10 protein-coding genes, 4 tRNA genes and 6 rRNA genes are annotated in these 21705 nt (G+C 49.2%); 18 read left to right on the top strand and 2 right to left on the bottom strand.

Annotation, left to right across the window (positions count from 1 at the left end):
* Positions 1 to 30 precede the first annotated feature (30 nt).
* Positions 31 to 390, bottom strand: a complete 360-nt coding sequence (locus tag METH5_RS0105260; protein ID WP_029147518.1) for a hypothetical protein — start codon at positions 388 to 390, stop codon at positions 31 to 33.
* 74 nt (positions 391 to 464) lie between these two features.
* On the bottom strand, positions 465 to 1421 hold the full coding sequence (locus METH5_RS0105255; RefSeq protein ID WP_036307612.1) for an L-threonylcarbamoyladenylate synthase: 957 nt from the start codon (positions 1419 to 1421) through the stop codon (positions 465 to 467).
* A gap of 100 nt (positions 1422 to 1521) precedes the next feature.
* On the opposite strand from METH5_RS0105255, the gene METH5_RS0105250 reads away from it, so the two are divergent.
* From METH5_RS0105250 to METH5_RS0105160, 18 genes are all read left to right on the top strand, one after another.
* The gene (locus METH5_RS0105250; RefSeq protein ID WP_029147516.1) at positions 1522 to 1845 is read left to right on the top strand and encodes a cupin domain-containing protein; all 324 of its coding nucleotides are present in this window, start codon (positions 1522 to 1524) and stop codon (positions 1843 to 1845) included.
* Positions 1846 to 2317: 472 nt separating this feature from the next.
* Positions 2318 to 3856 (top strand): 16S ribosomal RNA (locus METH5_RS0105245).
* 87 nt (positions 3857 to 3943) lie between these two features.
* A tRNA-Ile gene (locus METH5_RS0105240) sits at positions 3944 to 4020 on the top strand.
* Positions 4021 to 4029: 9 nt separating this feature from the next.
* Positions 4030 to 4105: transfer RNA gene (locus tag METH5_RS0105235), tRNA-Ala, on the top strand.
* 369 nt (positions 4106 to 4474) lie between these two features.
* Positions 4475 to 7359: ribosomal RNA gene (locus tag METH5_RS0105230) — 23S ribosomal RNA — on the top strand.
* A 223-nt stretch (positions 7360 to 7582) separates the two neighbouring features.
* Positions 7583 to 7696: ribosomal RNA gene (rrf, locus tag METH5_RS0105225) — 5S ribosomal RNA — on the top strand.
* A gap of 520 nt (positions 7697 to 8216) precedes the next feature.
* Positions 8217 to 9755: ribosomal RNA gene (locus METH5_RS0105220) — 16S ribosomal RNA — on the top strand.
* Positions 9756 to 9842: 87 nt separating this feature from the next.
* Positions 9843 to 9919: transfer RNA gene (locus METH5_RS0105215), tRNA-Ile, on the top strand.
* A 9-nt stretch (positions 9920 to 9928) separates the two neighbouring features.
* Positions 9929 to 10004, top strand: a tRNA-Ala gene (locus tag METH5_RS0105210).
* A 369-nt stretch (positions 10005 to 10373) separates the two neighbouring features.
* Positions 10374 to 13258 (top strand): 23S ribosomal RNA (locus METH5_RS0105205).
* Between the two features lie 223 nt (positions 13259 to 13481).
* A 5S ribosomal RNA gene (gene rrf, locus METH5_RS0105200) occupies positions 13482 to 13595 on the top strand.
* The 16S, 23S and 5S rRNA genes sit together here with 4 tRNA genes alongside, the layout of an rRNA operon.
* Positions 13596 to 14113: 518 nt before the next feature.
* Positions 14114 to 14602 carry a ribosome maturation factor RimP gene (gene rimP, locus METH5_RS0105190; RefSeq protein ID WP_029147515.1) on the top strand — a complete coding sequence of 163 codons (489 nt, stop codon included), beginning with the start codon at positions 14114 to 14116 and terminating at the stop codon, positions 14600 to 14602.
* Between the two features lie 39 nt (positions 14603 to 14641).
* Positions 14642 to 16108 (top strand): transcription termination factor NusA, encoded by a 1467-nt coding sequence (gene nusA, locus METH5_RS0105185; RefSeq protein ID WP_029147514.1) that lies wholly within the window; start codon positions 14642 to 14644, stop codon positions 16106 to 16108.
* Positions 16109 to 16192: 84 nt separating this feature from the next.
* Positions 16193 to 18889, top strand: coding sequence for a translation initiation factor IF-2 (gene infB / locus METH5_RS0105180; protein ID WP_029147513.1), 2697 nt, complete (start codon positions 16193 to 16195; stop codon positions 18887 to 18889).
* Complete coding sequence (rbfA, locus tag METH5_RS0105175; RefSeq protein ID WP_029147512.1) at positions 18889 to 19245, top strand: 30S ribosome-binding factor RbfA; 357 nt, start codon at positions 18889 to 18891, stop codon at positions 19243 to 19245. Before infB ends, rbfA begins: the two co-directional genes overlap by 1 nt.
* A gap of 5 nt (positions 19246 to 19250) precedes the next feature.
* Complete coding sequence (gene truB / locus METH5_RS0105170) at positions 19251 to 20150, top strand: tRNA pseudouridine(55) synthase TruB (protein WP_029147511.1); 900 nt, start codon at positions 19251 to 19253, stop codon at positions 20148 to 20150.
* A 132-nt stretch (positions 20151 to 20282) separates the two neighbouring features.
* On the top strand, positions 20283 to 21281 hold the full coding sequence (locus METH5_RS0105165) for a histone deacetylase (protein WP_088177797.1): 999 nt from the start codon (positions 20283 to 20285) through the stop codon (positions 21279 to 21281).
* Positions 21282 to 21329: 48 nt separating this feature from the next.
* A complete protein-coding gene (locus METH5_RS0105160; RefSeq protein WP_029147509.1) occupies positions 21330 to 21644 on the top strand; it encodes a hypothetical protein in 315 nt (104 codons plus the stop codon).
* Positions 21645 to 21705 lie beyond the last annotated feature (61 nt).

Here is a 21705-nt window from a genome sequence, read left to right as displayed (position 1 = left end):
GTTGCAGGGCTTTTTTTATGTCCGGCCCGCTTATTTCTTTTCAGGCGGTTTGCACCCTTTGAGGTGCAAGTGATCGCTGTCGTCTAATGTGGTTTGGTCGCCATTCAGGCGCAAGTCCATGGTGCCATAATGATAAAGCTGCTTGTCATTCGCATCTCGTGCCAATCCAATCTCATGGTCCGGCAACATGACCCAGGCTTCTTCACCGTTTGCAGATAACTTAAGCCCAAAAGACTGGTAGTTTTCGCATTGATAATGGATGGCTTCTTTGCCATAGCGCGGCACCTCTTTGGTGCCTTTATCAAACATGCTGGGAAACTCAAAGCTTGCACAGCCAAATAATAAAGTGGTGGTGGTAGCAATCATCAAACGTTGGCAGGTGTTTTTCATTGTGTGTAATCTTGTTCTAATAAGAGGCATATCAATTAATATGCTTGGTATTGTGCCAGTCATACCTAACAGACTCAATCGTTTTGGTCGTGTAGTTGGTATGCAGCGCGTTGTAAGCGATCACGCAAGGCGTCCCATGCCGGCGTGGCTGGCGGCGACTCAATCAGTATCACCTCGGCTTGCGCGGCATCTAATGTATGGAGGGCTGCATAGAGCCGCTCCGCGGCATGTGCCGGATCATTCGGCAGGTAAACATCAGTGAGCGTCACAGGCTGCTCATCACCAAACAGCAAGGCCGCTGCCGCTGGTTTGCTGGCTGCATAGTGCCGCATGGCTGATTTTGATTCAAATAAGAGGCAAGGCGTGCGTGGCGAGTAATGCAACAAATGCTGGCCTGGTGCCTTGGGTGTGTCAGCGGTTGGCTGCGTTGGCAATTTACCCGCAACGGCGGCAATCATCTCAGCATCTATCATGCCCGGGCGTAGCAATTGCCAGTCGTCACCATGCACGCTGACAATCGTTGACTCTATGCCAACCTGGCAAGCGCCACCCTCTAATACGGGAACATCCTGACCCAGGCCAGACGTCACATGCTCGGCCGTAGTCGGACTCAGCTGCGTATACTTATTGGCCGAAGGGGCGGCAAGCCCCAGGCCACTCTCATTTAATAGGGCAAGTGCGACAGGGTGGGCGGGCACGCGCAAGGCCACCGTTGGTTCGCCAGCACGTACGGTCGCTGATACCTCAGCGCGCGCGGGTAAGACTAATGTTAGCGGCCCTGGCCAGAATGCCTGCGCCAGTGTTTGCGCCAATGGCGGAAACTCGCTCGCCCAATCGGCGACTTGCGCCATGCTCGCAATATGCACAATCAGCGGGTTATTGGCCGGGCGCTGTTTAGTTGCATAAATCTTGGCAATCGCCAACTCATTGCGAGCATCCGCCGCCAATCCATAGACGGTTTCTGTCGGGATAGCGACCACCTCACCGCGCTGTAACAGTTCAATCGCCTTTGCCGCGCTAATAAGCATCATGCACTCTAGTTTTGTAAAAAACCTATTTTACTATCGAAAAGCCTGACTGCTAAAGCATGGCTTCCTATAAAATGCGCGCTTCAGTATAAGGAGCGCCAACATGCAAATTCAAGTTCAACACAATCCTGCCGAAACACAACTAAGTAGCCTTGGTGTGAGCAAGTGGCCTACCTGGCAAAAAGAAGTGTCGGTTTTTGACTGGACATTTCATGAGCAAGAGCAGGCATATATATTAGAAGGCGAATGTGTGGTGACCCCCATTGGTGGCGCGCCTGTGCATTTTGGCAAGGGCGACTTTGTTGTATTCCCTGCGGGCCTCAAAGTCAGCTGGGAGGTAAAGCAGCCGTTGCATAAACATTATCGTCTGGATGGTAATGCGCTGACGCAAACCTGGTTACGTATTAAAGCGGCTTTCAAGAAATAGTCATCAATTTGTAACAAAAGTGTAAGGGTGGCGATTGGGGCTTGACCGCAAAGCTCAGCGCTGTAGAATGCGCGGCTCTCTTCAAGAAAACGACAAGTTAGATTGAAGCGATGAAGTAAAAAGGCGGCATCTTAAAGAGGTCTGTTAATAACGAAATAAAAGTTGTTGACGAAGAAAAAAACCTCTGTATAATGCGCCCTTCGCTTGAAACGAAACGTTCAGCGAAAAGCCTTCGAGGCACTGTTCTTTAAAAATTAGGATGACTGATAAGTGTGGGTGTTTGTAGTTGAGTGAAGCGCATTTAATGCGTAGAAACTCAGAAAATACAAATGCTTACACTTAGATTTATGACAAGTATGTACAGTGTAAAAACGCACATACCTTGAAATGAATTTGAGTACTTACATTTATGTAAGTAAAGCGAAACGAATACCGCCTCTGAAAAGAGGTAAAAAAGTAATAGTTAGGAATTAAACTGAAGAGTTTGATCCTGGCTCAGATTGAACGCTGGCGGAATGCTTTACACATGCAAGTCGAACGATGAACCTTAGCTTGCTAGGGGGATTAGTGGCGAACGGGTGAGTAATATATCGGAACGTACCTTGTAATGGGGGATAACTAGTCGAAAGACTAGCTAATACCGCATACGCCCTGAGGGGGAAAGTAGGGGATCTTCGGACCTTACGTTATAAGAGCGGCCGATATCTGATTAGCTAGTTGGTGGGGTAATGGCCTACCAAGGCGACGATCAGTAGCTGGTCTGAGAGGACGACCAGCCACACTGGAACTGAGACACGGTCCAGACTCCTACGGGAGGCAGCAGTGGGGAATTTTGGACAATGGGCGAAAGCCTGATCCAGCCATTCCGCGTGAGTGAAGAAGGCCTTCGGGTTGTAAAGCTCTTTCGCAAGGGAAGAAAACTTACACTCTAATAAAGTGTGAGGCTGACGGTACCTTGATAAGAAGCACCGGCTAACTACGTGCCAGCAGCCGCGGTAATACGTAGGGTGCGAGCGTTAATCGGAATTACTGGGCGTAAAGCGTGCGCAGGCGGTTTTGTAAGTCAGATGTGAAATCCCCGAGCTCAACTTGGGAACTGCGTTTGAAACTACAAGACTAGAATATGTCAGAGGGGGGTAGAATTCCACGTGTAGCAGTGAAATGCGTAGAGATGTGGAGGAATACCAATGGCGAAGGCAGCCCCCTGGGATAATATTGACGCTCATGCACGAAAGCGTGGGGAGCAAACAGGATTAGATACCCTGGTAGTCCACGCCCTAAACGATGTCTACTAGTTGTTGGTGGAGTAAAATCCATGAGTAACGCAGCTAACGCGTGAAGTAGACCGCCTGGGGAGTACGGTCGCAAGATTAAAACTCAAAGGAATTGACGGGGGCCCGCACAAGCGGTGGATTATGTGGATTAATTCGATGCAACGCGAAAAACCTTACCTGGCCTTGACATGCCACTAACGAAGCAGAGATGCATTAGGTGCTCGAAAGAGAAAGTGGACACAGGTGCTGCATGGCTGTCGTCAGCTCGTGTCGTGAGATGTTGGGTTAAGTCCCGCAACGAGCGCAACCCTTGCCATTAATTGCCATCATTTAGTTGGGCACTTTAATGGGACTGCCGGTGACAAACCGGAGGAAGGTGGGGATGACGTCAAGTCCTCATGGCCCTTATGGCCAGGGCTTCACACGTAATACAATGGTCGGTACAGAGAGTTGCCAACCCGCGAGGGGGAGCTAATCTCAGAAAGCCGATCGTAGTCCGGATTGTTCTCTGCAACTCGAGAGCATGAAGTCGGAATCGCTAGTAATCGCGGATCAGCATGTCGCGGTGAATACGTTCCCGGGCCTTGTACACACCGCCCGTCACACCATGGGAGTGGGTTTTACCAGAAGTAGTTAGTCTAACCGCAAGGGGGACGATTACCACGGTAGTATTCATGACTGGGGTGAAGTCGTAACAAGGTAGCCGTATCGGAAGGTGCGGCTGGATCACCTCCTTTCTAGAGAAGATCACTCGGCTTCAAGCATTCACTCTTATCAGTCATCTGAAATATAAGCAGCAACAAAGATTTAGGCAAACCGCCTTAGGGTCTGTAGCTCAGCTGGTTAGAGCACCGTCTTGATAAGGCGGGGGTCGTTGGTTCGAGCCCAACCAGACCCACCACTCTATATTGGGGGATTAGCTCAGCTGGGAGAGCACCTGCTTTGCAAGCAGGGGGTCAACGGTTCGATCCCGTTATCCTCCACCACCTTATTGATGGTTTGGGTGAGTAGATCTTTGTTGTAGTTTAGAGATTAGAAGCAAGCGTTACTTGTGTAGTGTTTGCTTCTAGTTTTTTTACTAGACTGTTCTTTAACAAAATGGAAGAAGTAAAGGAATATAGGTTGTGTGATGACAACTTATATTCAATGGGCGATATTATTTTTTAACCGGAAATAATATCGATTGATTGCAAAATCATAAATATATTAAACGCAAGTTGAGACGCGACATTGATGAGTAATCATAAATGAAGCAAATCTAACGAGGTTTGATAGTGCTTTAGAATTACCTGTAACGCGCGTCTCATGCGCGACGAAATCTAGATTTAAAAAGGGTTTAGGTTTTAACGTTATAGGGTCAAGTGAATAAGTGCATATGGTGGATGCCTTGGCGATTACAGGCGATGAAGGACGTGATAGCCTGCGAAAAGCTTCGGGGAGCTGGCAAATAAGCTTTGATCCGGAGATGTCCGAATGGGGAAACCCACCCGCAAGGGTAACTCCTCCTGAATATATAGGGAGGTAGTGGCGAACCGAGTGAACTGAAACATCTAAGTAACTCGAGGAAAAGAAATCAACCGAGATTCCGTAAGTAGTGGCGAGCGAACATGGAATAGCCTGTTATTTTTAGCAGATGCGATAGTAGAACGGAATGGAAAGTCCGACCGTAGTGGGTGATAGTCCCGTATACGAAATCCCGTCTGTGGAACTAGGGTAACGAAAAGTAGGGCGGGGCACGAGAAACCTTGTCTGAACATGGGGGGACCATCCTCCAAGGCTAAATACTCGTAATCGACCGATAGTGAACAAGTACCGTGAGGGAAAGGCGAAAAGAACCCCGGGAGGGGAGTGAAATAGATCCTGAAACCGTATGCATACAAACAGTGGGAGCCTCTTCGGGGGTGACTGCGTACCTTTTGTATAATGGGTCAGCGACTTACATTCAGTGGCAAGCTTAACCGATAGGGGAGGCGTAGAGAAATCGAGTCCGAATAGGGCGAATTAGTCGCTGGGTGTAGACCCGAAACCAAGTGATCTATCCATGGCCAGGATGAAGGTGCCGTAACAGGTACTGGAGGTCCGAACCCACAAATGTTGAAAAATTTGGGGATGAGCTGTGGATAGGGGTGAAAGGCTAAACAAACTTGGAGATAGCTGGTTCTCTCCGAAAACTATTTAGGTAGTGCCTCGTATATCATTCTCGGGGGTAGAGCACTGTTATGGCTAGGGGGTTCATAAGAACTTACCAAACCATTGCAAACTCCGAATACTGAGAAATGCAATTACGGGAGACAGACCATGGGTGCTAACGTCCGTGGTCAAGAGGGAAACAACCCAGACCGACAGCTAAGGTCCCAAATGACGTGCTAAGTGGAAAACGAAGTGGGAAGGCATAGACAGCCAGGATGTTGGCTTAGAAGCAGCCATCATTTAAAGAAAGCGTAATAGCTCACTGGTCGAGTCGTCCTGCGCGGAAGATGTAACGGGGCTAAGCACGTAACCGAAGCTTCGGATGCCATATTTATATGGCATGGTAGGAGAGCGTTCTGTAGGCCTGCGAAGGTGTGCTGTGAGGCATGCTGGAGGTATCAGAAGTGCGAATGCTGACATGAGTAGCGATAAAGGGAGTGAAAAGCTCCCTCGCCGAAAGCCCAAGGTTTCCTGCGCAACGTTCATCGGCGCAGGGTGAGTCGGCCCCTAAGGTGAGGCAGAGATGCGTAGCTGATGGGAAACAGGTTAATATTCCTGTACCTCTATACAATGCGATGTGGGGACGGAGAAGGTTAGGTCAGCCGGGTGTTGGATGTCCCGGTTCAAGCGTGTAGGTTGGTTCTTTAGGCAAATCCGGAGAGCTAAGACTGAGACGTGATAACGAGTCTGCTTGCAGATGAAGTGATTGATACCATGCTTCCAAGAAAAGCCACTAAGCTTCAGTTGTATAAGACCGTACCGCAAACCGACACAGGTGGGCAGGATGAGAATTCTAAGGCGCTTGAGAGAACCCGGGAGAAGGAACTCGGCAAATTAGCACCGTAACTTCGGGAGAAGGTGCGCCCCGGTAACGTGTATAGACTTGCTCTAGAAGCGTGATGGGGTTGCAGTGAAAAGGTGGCTGCGACTGTTTAATAAAAACACAGCACTCTGCAAACACGAAAGTGGACGTATAGGGTGTGACGCCTGCCCGGTGCTGGAAGATTAAATGATGGGGTGCAAGCTCTTGATTGAAGTCCCAGTAAACGGCGGCCGTAACTATAACGGTCCTAAGGTAGCGAAATTCCTTGTCGGGTAAGTTCCGACCCGCACGAATGGCGTAACGATGGCCACACTGTCTCCTCTCGGGACTCAGCGAAGTTGAAATGTTTGTGAAGATGCAATCTCCCCGCGGCTAGACGGAAAGACCCCATGAACCTTTACTGCAGCTTTACATTGGACTTTGACAAGATTTGTGTAGGATAGGTGGGAGACTATGAAGCGGTGTCGCTAGATATCGTGGAGTCATCCTTGAAATACCACCCTGATGTTGTTGAGGTTCTAACCTAGGTCCGTAATCCGGACTGGGGACCGTGTATGGTAGGCAGTTTGACTGGGGCGGTCTCCTCCCAAAGAGTAACGGAGGAGTGCGAAGGTAACCTAGGTACGGTCGGAAATCGTACTGATAGTGCAATGGCATAAGGTTGCTTGACTGCGAGACGGACAGGTCGAGCAGGTGCGAAAGCAGGTCATAGTGATCCGGTGGTTCTGTATGGAAGGGCCATCGCTCAACGGATAAAAGGTACTCTGGGGATAACAGGCTGATTCCTCCCAAGAGTTCATATCGACGGGGGAGTTTGGCACCTCGATGTCGGCTCATCACATCCTGGGGCTGTAGCCGGTCCCAAGGGTATGGCTGTTCGCCATTTAAAGTGGTACGTGAGCTGGGTTTAAAACGTCGTGAGACAGTTTGGTCCCTATCTGCCGTGGGCGCTGCAAGTTTGAGGGGACCTGCTCCTAGTACGAGAGGACCGGAGTGGACGCACCTCTGGTGGACCAGTTATCATGCCAATGGTATAGCTGGGTAGCTAAGTGCGGAAGAGATAAACGCTGAAAGCATCTAAGCGTGAAACTCGCCTCGAGATGAGACTTGCCTCTGGCTTTAAGCCAGCTAAAGAGTCGTTCAAGACCAGGACGTTGATAGGTCAGGTGTGGAAGTGCAGTAATGCATTAAGCTAACTGATACTAATTGCTCGTGAGGCTTGATCCTATAACCTTAAAACTTAGATGACCTGATAGGTAACTATCAATAATCTGATAAGGTGTAGTTCAAAGCAATATGATTTGGCAATCATCTAGAAATAAGAAACACAAGTTGTTTCATACCCTAATCCCATTGAAAAACAAGCAGAAACGCTTGCATCCTTTACTTCTTCCAATTTGTTAAAGCAGGCCGAGTAACTTCGGCACCATGCATAACATTACCAGTTATGTTTGGGGACAATAGCGGTTTGGAACCACCCCTTCCCATCTCGAACAGGGCCGTGAAACGAACTTGCGCCAATGATAGTGTACTCTTCGTATGCGAAAGTAGGTCATCCCCAAGCTCCTATTCTAAAAACCCAGCACAACAGTGCTGGGTTTTTGCTTATTAGTGTAAGCCAGTGATTTTCTCAAAAAATAATTTATTTATTGCTTGACGAAAATCTTAAGCGCTGTAGAATGCGCGGCTCTCTTCAAGAAAACGACAAGTTAGATTGAAGCGATGAAGTAAAAAGGCGGCATCTTAAAGAGGTCTGTTAATAACGAAATAAAAGTTGTTGACGAAGAAAAAAACCTCTGTATAATGCGCCCTTCGCTTGAAACGAAACGTTCAGCGAAAAGCCTTCGAGGCACTGTTCTTTAAAAATTAGGATGACTGATAAGTGTGGGTGTTTGTAGTTGAGTGAAGCGCATTTAATGCGTAGAAACTCAGAAAATACAAATGCTTACACTTAGATTTATGACAAGTATGTACAGTGTAAAAACGCACATACCTTGAAATGAATTTGAGTACTTACATTTATGTAAGTAAAGCGAAACGAATACCGCCTCTGAAAAGAGGTAAAAAAGTAATAGTTAGGAATTAAACTGAAGAGTTTGATCCTGGCTCAGATTGAACGCTGGCGGAATGCTTTACACATGCAAGTCGAACGATGAACCTTAGCTTGCTAGGGGGATTAGTGGCGAACGGGTGAGTAATATATCGGAACGTACCTTGTAATGGGGGATAACTAGTCGAAAGACTAGCTAATACCGCATACGCCCTGAGGGGGAAAGTAGGGGATCTTCGGACCTTACGTTATAAGAGCGGCCGATATCTGATTAGCTAGTTGGTGGGGTAATGGCCTACCAAGGCGACGATCAGTAGCTGGTCTGAGAGGACGACCAGCCACACTGGAACTGAGACACGGTCCAGACTCCTACGGGAGGCAGCAGTGGGGAATTTTGGACAATGGGCGAAAGCCTGATCCAGCCATTCCGCGTGAGTGAAGAAGGCCTTCGGGTTGTAAAGCTCTTTCGCAAGGGAAGAAAACTTACACTCTAATAAAGTGTGAGGCTGACGGTACCTTGATAAGAAGCACCGGCTAACTACGTGCCAGCAGCCGCGGTAATACGTAGGGTGCGAGCGTTAATCGGAATTACTGGGCGTAAAGCGTGCGCAGGCGGTTTTGTAAGTCAGATGTGAAATCCCCGAGCTCAACTTGGGAACTGCGTTTGAAACTACAAGACTAGAATATGTCAGAGGGGGGTAGAATTCCACGTGTAGCAGTGAAATGCGTAGAGATGTGGAGGAATACCAATGGCGAAGGCAGCCCCCTGGGATAATATTGACGCTCATGCACGAAAGCGTGGGGAGCAAACAGGATTAGATACCCTGGTAGTCCACGCCCTAAACGATGTCTACTAGTTGTTGGTGGAGTAAAATCCATGAGTAACGCAGCTAACGCGTGAAGTAGACCGCCTGGGGAGTACGGTCGCAAGATTAAAACTCAAAGGAATTGACGGGGGCCCGCACAAGCGGTGGATTATGTGGATTAATTCGATGCAACGCGAAAAACCTTACCTGGCCTTGACATGCCACTAACGAAGCAGAGATGCATTAGGTGCTCGAAAGAGAAAGTGGACACAGGTGCTGCATGGCTGTCGTCAGCTCGTGTCGTGAGATGTTGGGTTAAGTCCCGCAACGAGCGCAACCCTTGCCATTAATTGCCATCATTTAGTTGGGCACTTTAATGGGACTGCCGGTGACAAACCGGAGGAAGGTGGGGATGACGTCAAGTCCTCATGGCCCTTATGGCCAGGGCTTCACACGTAATACAATGGTCGGTACAGAGAGTTGCCAACCCGCGAGGGGGAGCTAATCTCAGAAAGCCGATCGTAGTCCGGATTGTTCTCTGCAACTCGAGAGCATGAAGTCGGAATCGCTAGTAATCGCGGATCAGCATGTCGCGGTGAATACGTTCCCGGGCCTTGTACACACCGCCCGTCACACCATGGGAGTGGGTTTTACCAGAAGTAGTTAGTCTAACCGCAAGGGGGACGATTACCACGGTAGTATTCATGACTGGGGTGAAGTCGTAACAAGGTAGCCGTATCGGAAGGTGCGGCTGGATCACCTCCTTTCTAGAGAAGATCACTCGGCTTCAAGCATTCACTCTTATCAGTCATCTGAAATATAAGCAGCAACAAAGATTTAGGCAAACCGCCTTAGGGTCTGTAGCTCAGCTGGTTAGAGCACCGTCTTGATAAGGCGGGGGTCGTTGGTTCGAGCCCAACCAGACCCACCACTCTATATTGGGGGATTAGCTCAGCTGGGAGAGCACCTGCTTTGCAAGCAGGGGGTCAACGGTTCGATCCCGTTATCCTCCACCACCTTATTGATGGTTTGGGTGAGTAGATCTTTGTTGTAGTTTAGAGATTAGAAGCAAGCGTTACTTGTGTAGTGTTTGCTTCTAGTTTTTTTACTAGACTGTTCTTTAACAAAATGGAAGAAGTAAAGGAATATAGGTTGTGTGATGACAACTTATATTCAATGGGCGATATTATTTTTTAACCGGAAATAATATCGATTGATTGCAAAATCATAAATATATTAAACGCAAGTTGAGACGCGACATTGATGAGTAATCATAAATGAAGCAAATCTAACGAGGTTTGATAGTGCTTTAGAATTACCTGTAACGCGCGTCTCATGCGCGACGAAATCTAGATTTAAAAAGGGTTTAGGTTTTAACGTTATAGGGTCAAGTGAATAAGTGCATATGGTGGATGCCTTGGCGATTACAGGCGATGAAGGACGTGATAGCCTGCGAAAAGCTTCGGGGAGCTGGCAAATAAGCTTTGATCCGGAGATGTCCGAATGGGGAAACCCACCCGCAAGGGTAACTCCTCCTGAATATATAGGGAGGTAGTGGCGAACCGAGTGAACTGAAACATCTAAGTAACTCGAGGAAAAGAAATCAACCGAGATTCCGTAAGTAGTGGCGAGCGAACATGGAATAGCCTGTTATTTTTAGCAGATGCGATAGTAGAACGGAATGGAAAGTCCGACCGTAGTGGGTGATAGTCCCGTATACGAAATCCCGTCTGTGGAACTAGGGTAACGAAAAGTAGGGCGGGGCACGAGAAACCTTGTCTGAACATGGGGGGACCATCCTCCAAGGCTAAATACTCGTAATCGACCGATAGTGAACAAGTACCGTGAGGGAAAGGCGAAAAGAACCCCGGGAGGGGAGTGAAATAGATCCTGAAACCGTATGCATACAAACAGTGGGAGCCTCTTCGGGGGTGACTGCGTACCTTTTGTATAATGGGTCAGCGACTTACATTCAGTGGCAAGCTTAACCGATAGGGGAGGCGTAGAGAAATCGAGTCCGAATAGGGCGAATTAGTCGCTGGGTGTAGACCCGAAACCAAGTGATCTATCCATGGCCAGGATGAAGGTGCCGTAACAGGTACTGGAGGTCCGAACCCACAAATGTTGAAAAATTTGGGGATGAGCTGTGGATAGGGGTGAAAGGCTAAACAAACTTGGAGATAGCTGGTTCTCTCCGAAAACTATTTAGGTAGTGCCTCGTATATCATTCTCGGGGGTAGAGCACTGTTATGGCTAGGGGGTTCATAAGAACTTACCAAACCATTGCAAACTCCGAATACTGAGAAATGCAATTACGGGAGACAGACCATGGGTGCTAACGTCCGTGGTCAAGAGGGAAACAACCCAGACCGACAGCTAAGGTCCCAAATGACGTGCTAAGTGGAAAACGAAGTGGGAAGGCATAGACAGCCAGGATGTTGGCTTAGAAGCAGCCATCATTTAAAGAAAGCGTAATAGCTCACTGGTCGAGTCGTCCTGCGCGGAAGATGTAACGGGGCTAAGCACGTAACCGAAGCTTCGGATGCCATATTTATATGGCATGGTAGGAGAGCGTTCTGTAGGCCTGCGAAGGTGTGCTGTGAGGCATGCTGGAGGTATCAGAAGTGCGAATGCTGACATGAGTAGCGATAAAGGGAGTGAAAAGCTCCCTCGCCGAAAGCCCAAGGTTTCCTGCGCAACGTTCATCGGCGCAGGGTGAGTCGGCCCCTAAGGTGAGGCAGAGATGCGTAGCTGATGGGAAACAGGTTAATATTCCTGTACCTCTATACAATGCGATGTGGGGACGGAGAAGGTTAGGTCAGCCGGGTGTTGGATGTCCCGGTTCAAGCGTGTAGGTTGGTTCTTTAGGCAAATCCGGAGAGCTAAGACTGAGACGTGATAACGAGTCTGCTTGCAGATGAAGTGATTGATACCATGCTTCCAAGAAAAGCCACTAAGCTTCAGTTGTATAAGACCGTACCGCAAACCGACACAGGTGGGCAGGATGAGAATTCTAAGGCGCTTGAGAGAACCCGGGAGAAGGAACTCGGCAAATTAGCACCGTAACTTCGGGAGAAGGTGCGCCCCGGTAACGTGTATAGACTTGCTCTAGAAGCGTGATGGGGTTGCAGTGAAAAGGTGGCTGCGACTGTTTAATAAAAACACAGCACTCTGCAAACACGAAAGTGGACGTATAGGGTGTGACGCCTGCCCGGTGCTGGAAGATTAAATGATGGGGTGCAAGCTCTTGATTGAAGTCCCAGTAAACGGCGGCCGTAACTATAACGGTCCTAAGGTAGCGAAATTCCTTGTCGGGTAAGTTCCGACCCGCACGAATGGCGTAACGATGGCCACACTGTCTCCTCTCGGGACTCAGCGAAGTTGAAATGTTTGTGAAGATGCAATCTCCCCGCGGCTAGACGGAAAGACCCCATGAACCTTTACTGCAGCTTTACATTGGACTTTGACAAGATTTGTGTAGGATAGGTGGGAGACTATGAAGCGGTGTCGCTAGATATCGTGGAGTCATCCTTGAAATACCACCCTGATGTTGTTGAGGTTCTAACCTAGGTCCGTAATCCGGACTGGGGACCGTGTATGGTAGGCAGTTTGACTGGGGCGGTCTCCTCCCAAAGAGTAACGGAGGAGTGCGAAGGTAACCTAGGTACGGTCGGAAATCGTACTGATAGTGCAATGGCATAAGGTTGCTTGACTGCGAGACGGACAGGTCGAGCAGGTGCGAAAGCAGGTCATAGTGATCCGGTGGTTCTGTATGGAAGGGCCATCGCTCAACGGATAAAAGGTACTCTGGGGATAACAGGCTGATTCCTCCCAAGAGTTCATATCGACGGGGGAGTTTGGCACCTCGATGTCGGCTCATCACATCCTGGGGCTGTAGCCGGTCCCAAGGGTATGGCTGTTCGCCATTTAAAGTGGTACGTGAGCTGGGTTTAAAACGTCGTGAGACAGTTTGGTCCCTATCTGCCGTGGGCGCTGCAAGTTTGAGGGGACCTGCTCCTAGTACGAGAGGACCGGAGTGGACGCACCTCTGGTGGACCAGTTATCATGCCAATGGTATAGCTGGGTAGCTAAGTGCGGAAGAGATAAACGCTGAAAGCATCTAAGCGTGAAACTCGCCTCGAGATGAGACTTGCCTCTGGCTTTAAGCCAGCTAAAGAGTCGTTCAAGACCAGGACGTTGATAGGTCAGGTGTGGAAGTGCAGTAATGCATTAAGCTAACTGATACTAATTGCTCGTGAGGCTTGATCCTATAACCTTAAAACTTAGATGACCTGATAGGTAACTATCAATAATCTGATAAGGTGTAGTTCAAAGCAATATGATTTGGCAATCATCTAGAAATAAGAAACACAAGTTGTTTCATACCCTAATCCCATTGAAAAACAAGCAGAAACGCTTGCATCCTTTACTTCTTCCAATTTGTTAAAGCAGGCCGAGTAACTTCGGCACCATGCATAACATTACCAGTTATGTTTGGGGACAATAGCGGTTTGGAACCACCCCTTCCCATCTCGAACAGGGCCGTGAAACGAACTTGCGCCAATGATAGTGTACTCTTCGTATGCGAAAGTAGGTCATCCCCAAGCTCCTATTCTAAAAACCCAGCACAACAGTGCTGGGTTTTTTATTGCCTGAAATCAATAGCAAAAATCAAACGTAGCGATACAACATCATGTTGGTTTGATGTGATATCAGCATCTTGTAGGTATCAATTACGCCGTGAGCTACATGTGGCTTGCCCAGAAAAAAACCCGGTGCAAGCACCGGGTTGTCAATGTCTATTAAGATGTTCTCAAAATAGACTGCCATGAAATCTTTACAGCTTAATTAGGTACACCGCTTAGGCGGTTGTTAATTTGGTGTCTTCTCCCTCGTTTTGTGTATATTAAGAGAGTCGGCTGGCGCTGTCATTGACCCAAGTGGGCTATTAAAAAACAACAGCATGTCCTGGTTAATTTTCTGTTGATTTATATATGTTGATGGCGTGTAGTAGCTTGCATGTCTGGCTTTGAATTTAAAAGGAAATTTGGTATAATCAAAATGATAGATGGGCGTTACGCCCATTTTTTGTTTTTGGACGTAACGTTTTGAATTAAGGGTGCGTATGCAAAATTTGCATTCGGTGGTTGAAAAGACGGTTACCCAATTAGGGTATGAGTTGGTTGATTTTGAAACCTCTAATCGCGGCAAATTGCTACGGGTGTTCATCGACAAACTAACGCCAAAAGACAATAAAGACAGCGTCACGATTGACGATTGTGTGTTGGTGAGTAATCAACTGGGCAATGTATTAACCGTTGAGTTGGATATTGATTATGACCGTCTTGAAGTGTCTTCTGCCGGATTGGATCGCGTATTGAGCAAAGAGGGTGATTTTGTTCGCTTTGCCGGTGAGCGTGCGCAAATTAAATTGCGCGTAGGCATTCAGGATGATGGTCCTAAAGCGACCAAGACCAGCTTGCCAAGAAAAACGTTCTTGGGGCTGTTGCAAGGGTTCGAGGCAGGTAAGGTAGTAGTAGAGTGCGATGGCTGGGTTTATAGATTGTCGCTGGATAATATTGATAAGGCTCGTTTGAGTCCTGTCTTTGATTAATTTGTTATAGCTAATCCGTACGGTGAGTTGGAGATTACGATGAGTCGTGAATTATTGTTGTTGGTTGACGCCCTGGCACATGAGAAAAATGTGGATAAAGAGGTGATTTTTACTGCCTTGGAACTGGCGTTGGCTTCGGCAACGAAAAAGAACCATGAAGAAGGTGCTGATATCCGTGTAGACATTGACCGCGAAACAGGTGACTACAAAACCTTCAGACGCTGGCAATATGTGGAATACGACCTGTTGGAAAGCTCCGCTTATCAGTTCGATGAAGAAGACGAGAGAGCAGCCAGCAGACAAATCGGTGACTATTCTGAAGAGCCATTAGAGTCTATCTCCTTTGGCCGTATCGGTGCGCAAGCTGCAAAACAGGTGATTTTGCAAAAAGTACGTGAAGCTGAGCGTGAGCAAATGATTCAGGACTTCCTGGGCCGAGGTGAGAACCTGGTGACTGGCGTGATCAAGCGCATGGAAAAAGGTAATGCGATCATTGAAGTGGGTCGTATTGAGTGCTTGTTGCCACGTGAAGCCATGATTCAAAAAGAAAACCTGCGCGTGGGTGACCGTGTGCGTGCTTACCTGTCACGTGTTGACCGTGGTGGCCGCGGCCCGCAACTGATTTTGTCACGCGTTTCGCCAGACTTCCTCAAGCGTTTGTTTGAGTTGGAAGTGCCGGAAATTGAAGAAGGTTTATTAGAGATTCGCTCTGCGGCCCGTGACCCTGGCTTGCGCTCTAAAATTGCGGTTAAAACCAATGATCAGCGTTTGGATCCGGTCGGGACTTGCGTCGGTATGCGTGGTTCACGCGTGCAGGCGGTGACGTCTGAACTGGGTGGTGAGCGTGTTGATATCATTTTGTGGAGCATGGATCCGGCACAGTTTGTGATCAATGCACTGGCGCCTGCTGAAGTCACCTCCATCGTGGTAGATGAAGATGCGCACAGCATGGATGTGGTGGTGAATGAGGAGCAATTGGCAGTGGCCATTGGTCGTAACGGTCAAAACGTGCGTCTGGCTTCTGAGCTCACTGGTTGGAATTTGAATATTCTGACAGAAGAAGCGGCCGCCCAGAAAAGCCAGGACGAATACGCCAAAATCAGCCAGCTGTTTATTGAAAAACTGGACGTGGATGAAGAGGTGGCAGATATTCTGGTGCAAGAAGGCTTTAGCACCCTGGAAGAAATTGCTTACGTGCCATTGGCTGAAATGGCTGAAATCGAAGCGTTTGATGAGGATACCATCAATGAGTTGCGCTCTCGTGCGCGTGCGGCTTTGCTGACAGAAGCGATTGCCAAAGAAGAAAAGGTCGAAGAAGACACCAACGACTTGATGACACTGGAAGGCATGGATGCGGATACAGCCCATAAACTGGCTGCGAACGAAGTTCATACCAGTGAAGATCTGGCTGAACTGGCCGTCGATGAGTTGGTTGAGTTGACAGGAATAGATGAAGAGCGTGCCAAGTCATTGATTATGACTGCACGTGCGCCCTGGTTTAAGTAACCCATGCGGGTCATAACCTATGCCGAGCAAGACATCATGCATACATCTTAATTAAAAAATAAAGTAATTGAACTGGAGCAGTACATGGCACTTTCAACCGTCGGACAATTTGCCGCAGAGCTGGGTCTTCCAACGACTCTGCTCATCGAGCAACTGAAAAGCGCAGGCGTTAACAAAACGTCTGTAGATGATTTTTTGGAAGAAGGTGACAAGGCTGCCTTGCTGGATTACTTGCGTAAAGAGCATGGTGCGGCAAACGCCCCCAAAAATAAAATCACACTGACACGCAAACAAAATACCGAGATCAAAAAGCTCGATAGTTCAGGTAAGGCGCGTACGATTCAAGTGGAAGTGCGCAAAAAACGCGTGCTGGAGCGTCCGGAAATTGGCTATGACCAACCAGTAGATGCGGCTTACGAAGAGACCGAAAGCGTGTTGCCAGAGGCGTTGGAAGAGCTGCCAGAAGTGATTGAAGAGGTCGTGGCCGAAGTGCCTGTGGTGGAAGAGCTGCCTGAGATATTGCCAGAGCCGGAGCCTGAGCCAGTTGAAGCGCCTGCTGCTGAGCCCGCACCCGTGGCCGAAGTGCCTGTAGTCGCGAAAAAAGCAGCTGTGCTGTCTGCGCAGGAAATCGCCTTGCGTGAGCATGAGGCGGTGCGTGCGGCCAAACTGTCTGCCCTGCAGGCTGAGGATGTGCAGCGTAAGCAGGCATTGACGTTGCGCCGCGCCGAAGAAGAGGCTAAACGCCAGGCAGAAGCAGAAGCGGCGAAAAACAAGCCAGTCCCGACTAAGTTGTCTGAGGGCACGTTGCATAAGCCTGCCAATAAACCGACAGATAAACCAGAAGCAAAAGACAAAAAAGCCAAGACCGATAACCGTGACTGGACTGACAACGAAAACAAAAAACGCGGCATTAAAACACGCGGTGATGCTCCAGGTGGTGCGGCCCAAGGCTGGCGTACCCCTAAAGGCAAGCATCATAAATCAAGCAAAGATGATCAGCACGCATTCAATGCGCCAACAGAGCCGATGATCAAAGAGATCATGGTGCCTGAAACGATTTCAGTCGCTGATCTGGCACACAAAATGTCAGTTAAAGCGGCAGAAGTGATTAAGGCGTTGATGAAAATGGGCATGATGGTGACCATTAACCAGGTGTTGGATCAGGATACAGCGATCATTCTGGTTGAAGAAATGGGCCATAAAGCACAAGCTGCTGCTGCAAATGACCCGGAAAGCTTCCTGGAAGAGACCGAGAGCGTTGAGGCTGTGATGCAAGCGCGTCCACCGGTGGTGACCGTGATGGGTCACGTTGACCATGGTAAAACTTCATTGCTAGATTACATTCGTCGCAGCCGTGTCGCCTCTGGCGAAGCGGGCGGCATTACGCAGCACATTGGTGCCTACCACGTCGAAACACCGCGCGGTATGGTGACATTCCTTGATACTCCGGGCCACGAGGCGTTTACTGCCATGCGTGCTCGCGGTGCCAAGGCCACCGATATTGTGATTTTGGTGGTGTCCGCCGATGACGGCGTGATGCCGCAAACGATTGAAGCGATTCACCACGCCAAAGCGGGTAATGTGCCTATCGTGGTGGCGATCAACAAGGTCGATAAACCCGAAGCGCAACCTGAGCGCGTCAAAAGTGAACTGATTACGCATGAAGTGGTGCCGGAGGAGTATGGTGGTGAAGCCATGTTCCGTGAAGTGTCAGCTAAAACAGGTAAAGGCATTGATGAGTTATTAGAGGCGGTGTTACTGCAGGCTGAAGTCCTTGAGCTGATGGCATCACAAAATACACCGGCCACAGGCCTGGTGATCGAAGGTCGCCTGGATAAAGGCCGTGGTCCAGTGACTACCGTGTTGGTACAGTCCGGCATCTTACGCCGCGGCGATATGCTGCTGGCGGGGACTGCTTATGGTCGCGTACGTGCCATGTTGGATGAAAACGGCAACGACATTAAAGAGGCAGGTCCTTCTATTCCGGTAGAGGTGCTTGGTTTATCTGATGTACCGAGTGCTGGTGAAGAAACCATTGTCTTAAATGATGAGCGCAAGGCACGTGAAATTGCATTGTTCCGTCAAGGCAAGTTCCGTGATGTGAAACTGGCTAAACAGCATGCGGCCAAACTGGAAAATATCTTTGAAAATATGGGTGAGGGCGCAGTACAAACGCTGAACCTGATTATCAAGTCAGATGTTCAGGGTTCTTTCGAAGCCTTGACCACCAGCTTGCAAAAACTGTCTACCAGCGAAGTGCGCGTGAATATTATCCACACGGCGGTGGGTGCAATCAGTGAGTCTGACGTCAACCTGGCAGCGGCCTCTAAAGCGGTGTTGATTGGCTTTAACGTGCGTGCCGATGCTGGTGCCCGCAAGCTGGTTGAAAATCTGGATGTAGACCTGCGCTACTACAACATCATTTATGAAGCGGTCGATGAGATCAAAGCGGCATTGGGTGGCATGTTGGCACCAGAGCAAAAAGAGCAAATGATTGGTACGGTAGAAATCCGCGAGGTATACCGCATCTCCAAAGTGGGTGCAGTGGCAGGTTGTTATGTGCAAGATGGTTCGGTTAAACGTAACTCCAAAGTGCGCGTATTGCGTAACAATGTGATTATTCATACCGGTGAGCTGGACTCTCTGAAGCGCTTTAAAGATGACGTTAAAGAAGTGAAAAACAACTTTGAATGTGGTTTGTCACTCAAAAACTACAACGAGATCGAAGTGGGCGATATTCTTGAAGTCTACGAAGTCGTTGAAGTGGCTAGAACGCTGTAATGGCTAAAGCATTTTCAAGAACTGACCGTGTCTCAGAGCAAATGCGCCGTGAACTGGCGGATTTGCTCATGTTTGAGGTCAAAGATCCGCGTGTACACATGGTCACCTTGACCGGGGTTGAGGTGACTGGTGACATGGCGCATGCCAAAGTCTTTTACACCGCTGCAAAAAACAGCAAAGGCTTGCAGGCCGGTCTGGAAAAAGCCGCAGGCTTTTTACGCTCACAGTTGGGCAAGCGCATGATGCTACGTACCATGCCGCAATTACATTTTGTCTATGACGAATCCATAGACCGCGGCATGCACATGGACAAGCTCATCCATCAAGCATTGTCCGACACCCCTCCGCAAGAATAAGCGCTATGCAAACCAAACGCATTAAACGCGCCGTTAACGGCGTGTTGCTGCTCGACAAGCCGTTTGGCTTTTCTTCTAACCAGGCCTTGCAAAAGGTTAAATGGTTATACCAGGCCCAAAAAGCAGGCCATACCGGCACCTTGGATCCTCTGGCAACCGGCGTGTTGCCGATTTGCCTCGGTGAGGCAACCAAGTTTGCCCAGTATTTAACTGATGAAAATAAAACCTATGTTGCTACCGTCAAGTTTGGCGTGAGCACCACCACCGGCGATAAAGAGGGGGAGGTGGTCAGCCAGGTCGATTGCCATATCACCCGTGCAGACATTGAAGCAGTGTTGCCACAGTTTATGGGCCTGATTACACAAGTGCCGCCTATGTATTCGGCACTCAAAGTGAACGGCAAACCTTTGTATGAGTATGCACGCGATGGCGTTGAGTTGGTGCGTGCGCCACGCCAGGTGACCATTCATGCGTTGCGTGTACTTAGTTGCGTCGACAATAGTGCTGAGATTGAAGTGTGTTGTAGCAAAGGCACTTATATTCGCACCTTGGGTGAGGATATCGGTAACGTTTTGCAGGCAGGCGGCCATTTAACGGCGTTGCGCCGCACGGCGACGGCCACTTATCAATTGGCACATACGGTGACGATTGAGGCATTGGAACAGATGACCGCTGAGCAGCGTGATGCGCTGTTGCTGCCGGTAGATACGGCGATTACCGTCTTACCAAAAATATTGCTGCAAGAAGACGCCGCTTATTATTTCAAGCAGGGCAATCCGGTGTGGGTGTCTGGCACTATTCCAGCAGGTGAGCTGCGCATTTATAGTGAGGCTGGCCTATTTTTGGGCCTCGGCGTACAACAGCGTGATGGCCGTATTGCGCCTAAACGCGTTGTTAATCTATAAGCGCATACTTCAAGCGCTGGCTTGCTTGCCATCGGCCGGGTAAGTTTCTACAATTTGACGAATACACCTCTTTGGCAACCGTCCATGCGGCTAACTGTTCCCCTTCTTTTGCTGAGCATTGTGCCGTCTTGCATGCCTGATGCGGCTGCTCATGAAGCTGATGATAGGCCTGATCAGGCCGCGATCACCATATTGTATGACGCTCGTTTTGAGTTGCACGACACCGGGCCAGACCACCCGGAGCAGGCGCAGCGCGTCAGTGCGATTGTTGAGCGATTACAGCATAGTGCATCATTAAAGCCATGGTTACGCTGGCCCACATTTTCTGCTGCAACGCGCGCCGATTTACTCCGCGTACACAGTCCAGCTTATGTCGAGTTGCTCGATGCGGAACAGGCAGGCGTTAAGCCTGGCGAGCACCGGCTACTCAGCACGGGTGACACCGTAATATCTGCGCATTCGGTGGCGGTGGCCATGCTGGCGTCTGGCGCAGGCATGGCGGGGGTGGATGCTGTTATGCACCAGCAGTCCCCTGTAGCCTTTGCACTAGTGCGCCCACCTGGACATCATGCGACGCGTGAGCGCGGCATGGGGTTTTGCCTGACCAATCATATCGCTGTCGCTGCACGCTATGCGCAGCAGCATTATGCGATTCAACGTATTTTAATTGTTGATATCGACGTGCATCATGGCAATGGCACGCAGGCGATTTTTGAGGCCGATAACAGCGTCTTTTATTTTAGTGCCCATCAGCATCCCTTGTATCCCGGGAGTGGTCGTGCCTCAGAGAAAGGGGTGGGCGCTGGCACTGGCTATACGATGAATGTAGATGTGCCTCCCAGCAGTGATGAACACATTCTTTTACGCGCCTTAGACCAGCAGCTGGTGCCTGCCATGCGCCAGTTTCGGCCGCAGTTAATCATGGTCTCGGCCGGGCTGGATGCACACGCGGGGGATCGTTTAGGCGCATTGCAATATTCTGATCGCGGCTATGGCGAGGTCGCCACGCGTCTTAAGCAATTGGCCGAGACTTATGCCCAAGGGCGTATGGTCTGGCTGCTGGAGGGCGGCTATGTGCCGTTGCAAAACGCTGATGCTGTTGAGGCGATGATTGGCGCACTGTTGCGGTAACCAGCGTCGTTCATTCAGTTGTCATAAATATATGTTAATATATTCAATATGTTAAAGCGTTTTTATGTCTACTTTCTGCTGTCGGTGCTGTTTGCCATTGCGCAAACTGGCATTGTCACGCACGAAATCAGCCATATCAACGAGCTGACACAGCAGTCGCAACCTGACAAAAAACAGGGCAATGAGCCTTGTGCATTATGTGTCAGCCTGGCGCATGCCGCCGGTACACTCACCCAAACGCCACAGTGGCATTTGCCGCCACTCACCAGCTTTGCTATCCCTACCACCGCTGTTATAGCGGTGAACACCTATCGCATTGCGGTTTATTCTGCACGCGCCCCGCCCTTCATTATTTCAGCCTGATTAATTAATCTCGCGTCCTGACTGGCATTTGCTGCCTGGTCTGGCGCTTATTTATTTTGAG

This window comes from Methylophilus sp. 5 (assembly GCF_000515275.1).
Taxonomy (GTDB): Bacteria; Pseudomonadota; Gammaproteobacteria; order Burkholderiales; family Methylophilaceae; genus Methylophilus.
The sequence above is the reverse complement of the archived record's forward strand: the minus strand, read 5'-3'. Positions and strand labels throughout refer to the sequence as shown.

What these genes read in the sequence shown, in the direction of transcription:
- METH5_RS0105260 (WP_029147518.1), bottom strand. Translation starts at nt 390, where the DNA reads ATGAAAAACACCTGCCAACGTTTGATGATTGCTACCACCACCACTTTA.
- METH5_RS0105255 (WP_036307612.1), bottom strand. Translation starts at nt 1,421, where the DNA reads ATGATGCTTATTAGCGCGGCAAAGGCGATTGAACTGTTACAGCGCGGT.
- METH5_RS0105250 (WP_029147516.1), top strand. Translation starts at nt 1,522, where the DNA reads ATGCAAATTCAAGTTCAACACAATCCTGCCGAAACACAACTAAGTAGC.
- rimP (WP_029147515.1), top strand. Translation starts at nt 14,114, where the DNA reads ATGCAAAATTTGCATTCGGTGGTTGAAAAGACGGTTACCCAATTAGGG.
- nusA (WP_029147514.1), top strand. Translation starts at nt 14,642, where the DNA reads ATGAGTCGTGAATTATTGTTGTTGGTTGACGCCCTGGCACATGAGAAA.
- infB (WP_029147513.1), top strand. Translation starts at nt 16,193, where the DNA reads ATGGCACTTTCAACCGTCGGACAATTTGCCGCAGAGCTGGGTCTTCCA.
- rbfA (WP_029147512.1), top strand. Translation starts at nt 18,889, where the DNA reads ATGGCTAAAGCATTTTCAAGAACTGACCGTGTCTCAGAGCAAATGCGC.
- truB (WP_029147511.1), top strand. Translation starts at nt 19,251, where the DNA reads ATGCAAACCAAACGCATTAAACGCGCCGTTAACGGCGTGTTGCTGCTC.
- METH5_RS0105165 (WP_088177797.1), top strand. Translation starts at nt 20,283, where the DNA reads ATGCCTGATGCGGCTGCTCATGAAGCTGATGATAGGCCTGATCAGGCC.
- METH5_RS0105160 (WP_029147509.1), top strand. Translation starts at nt 21,330, where the DNA reads ATGTTAAAGCGTTTTTATGTCTACTTTCTGCTGTCGGTGCTGTTTGCC.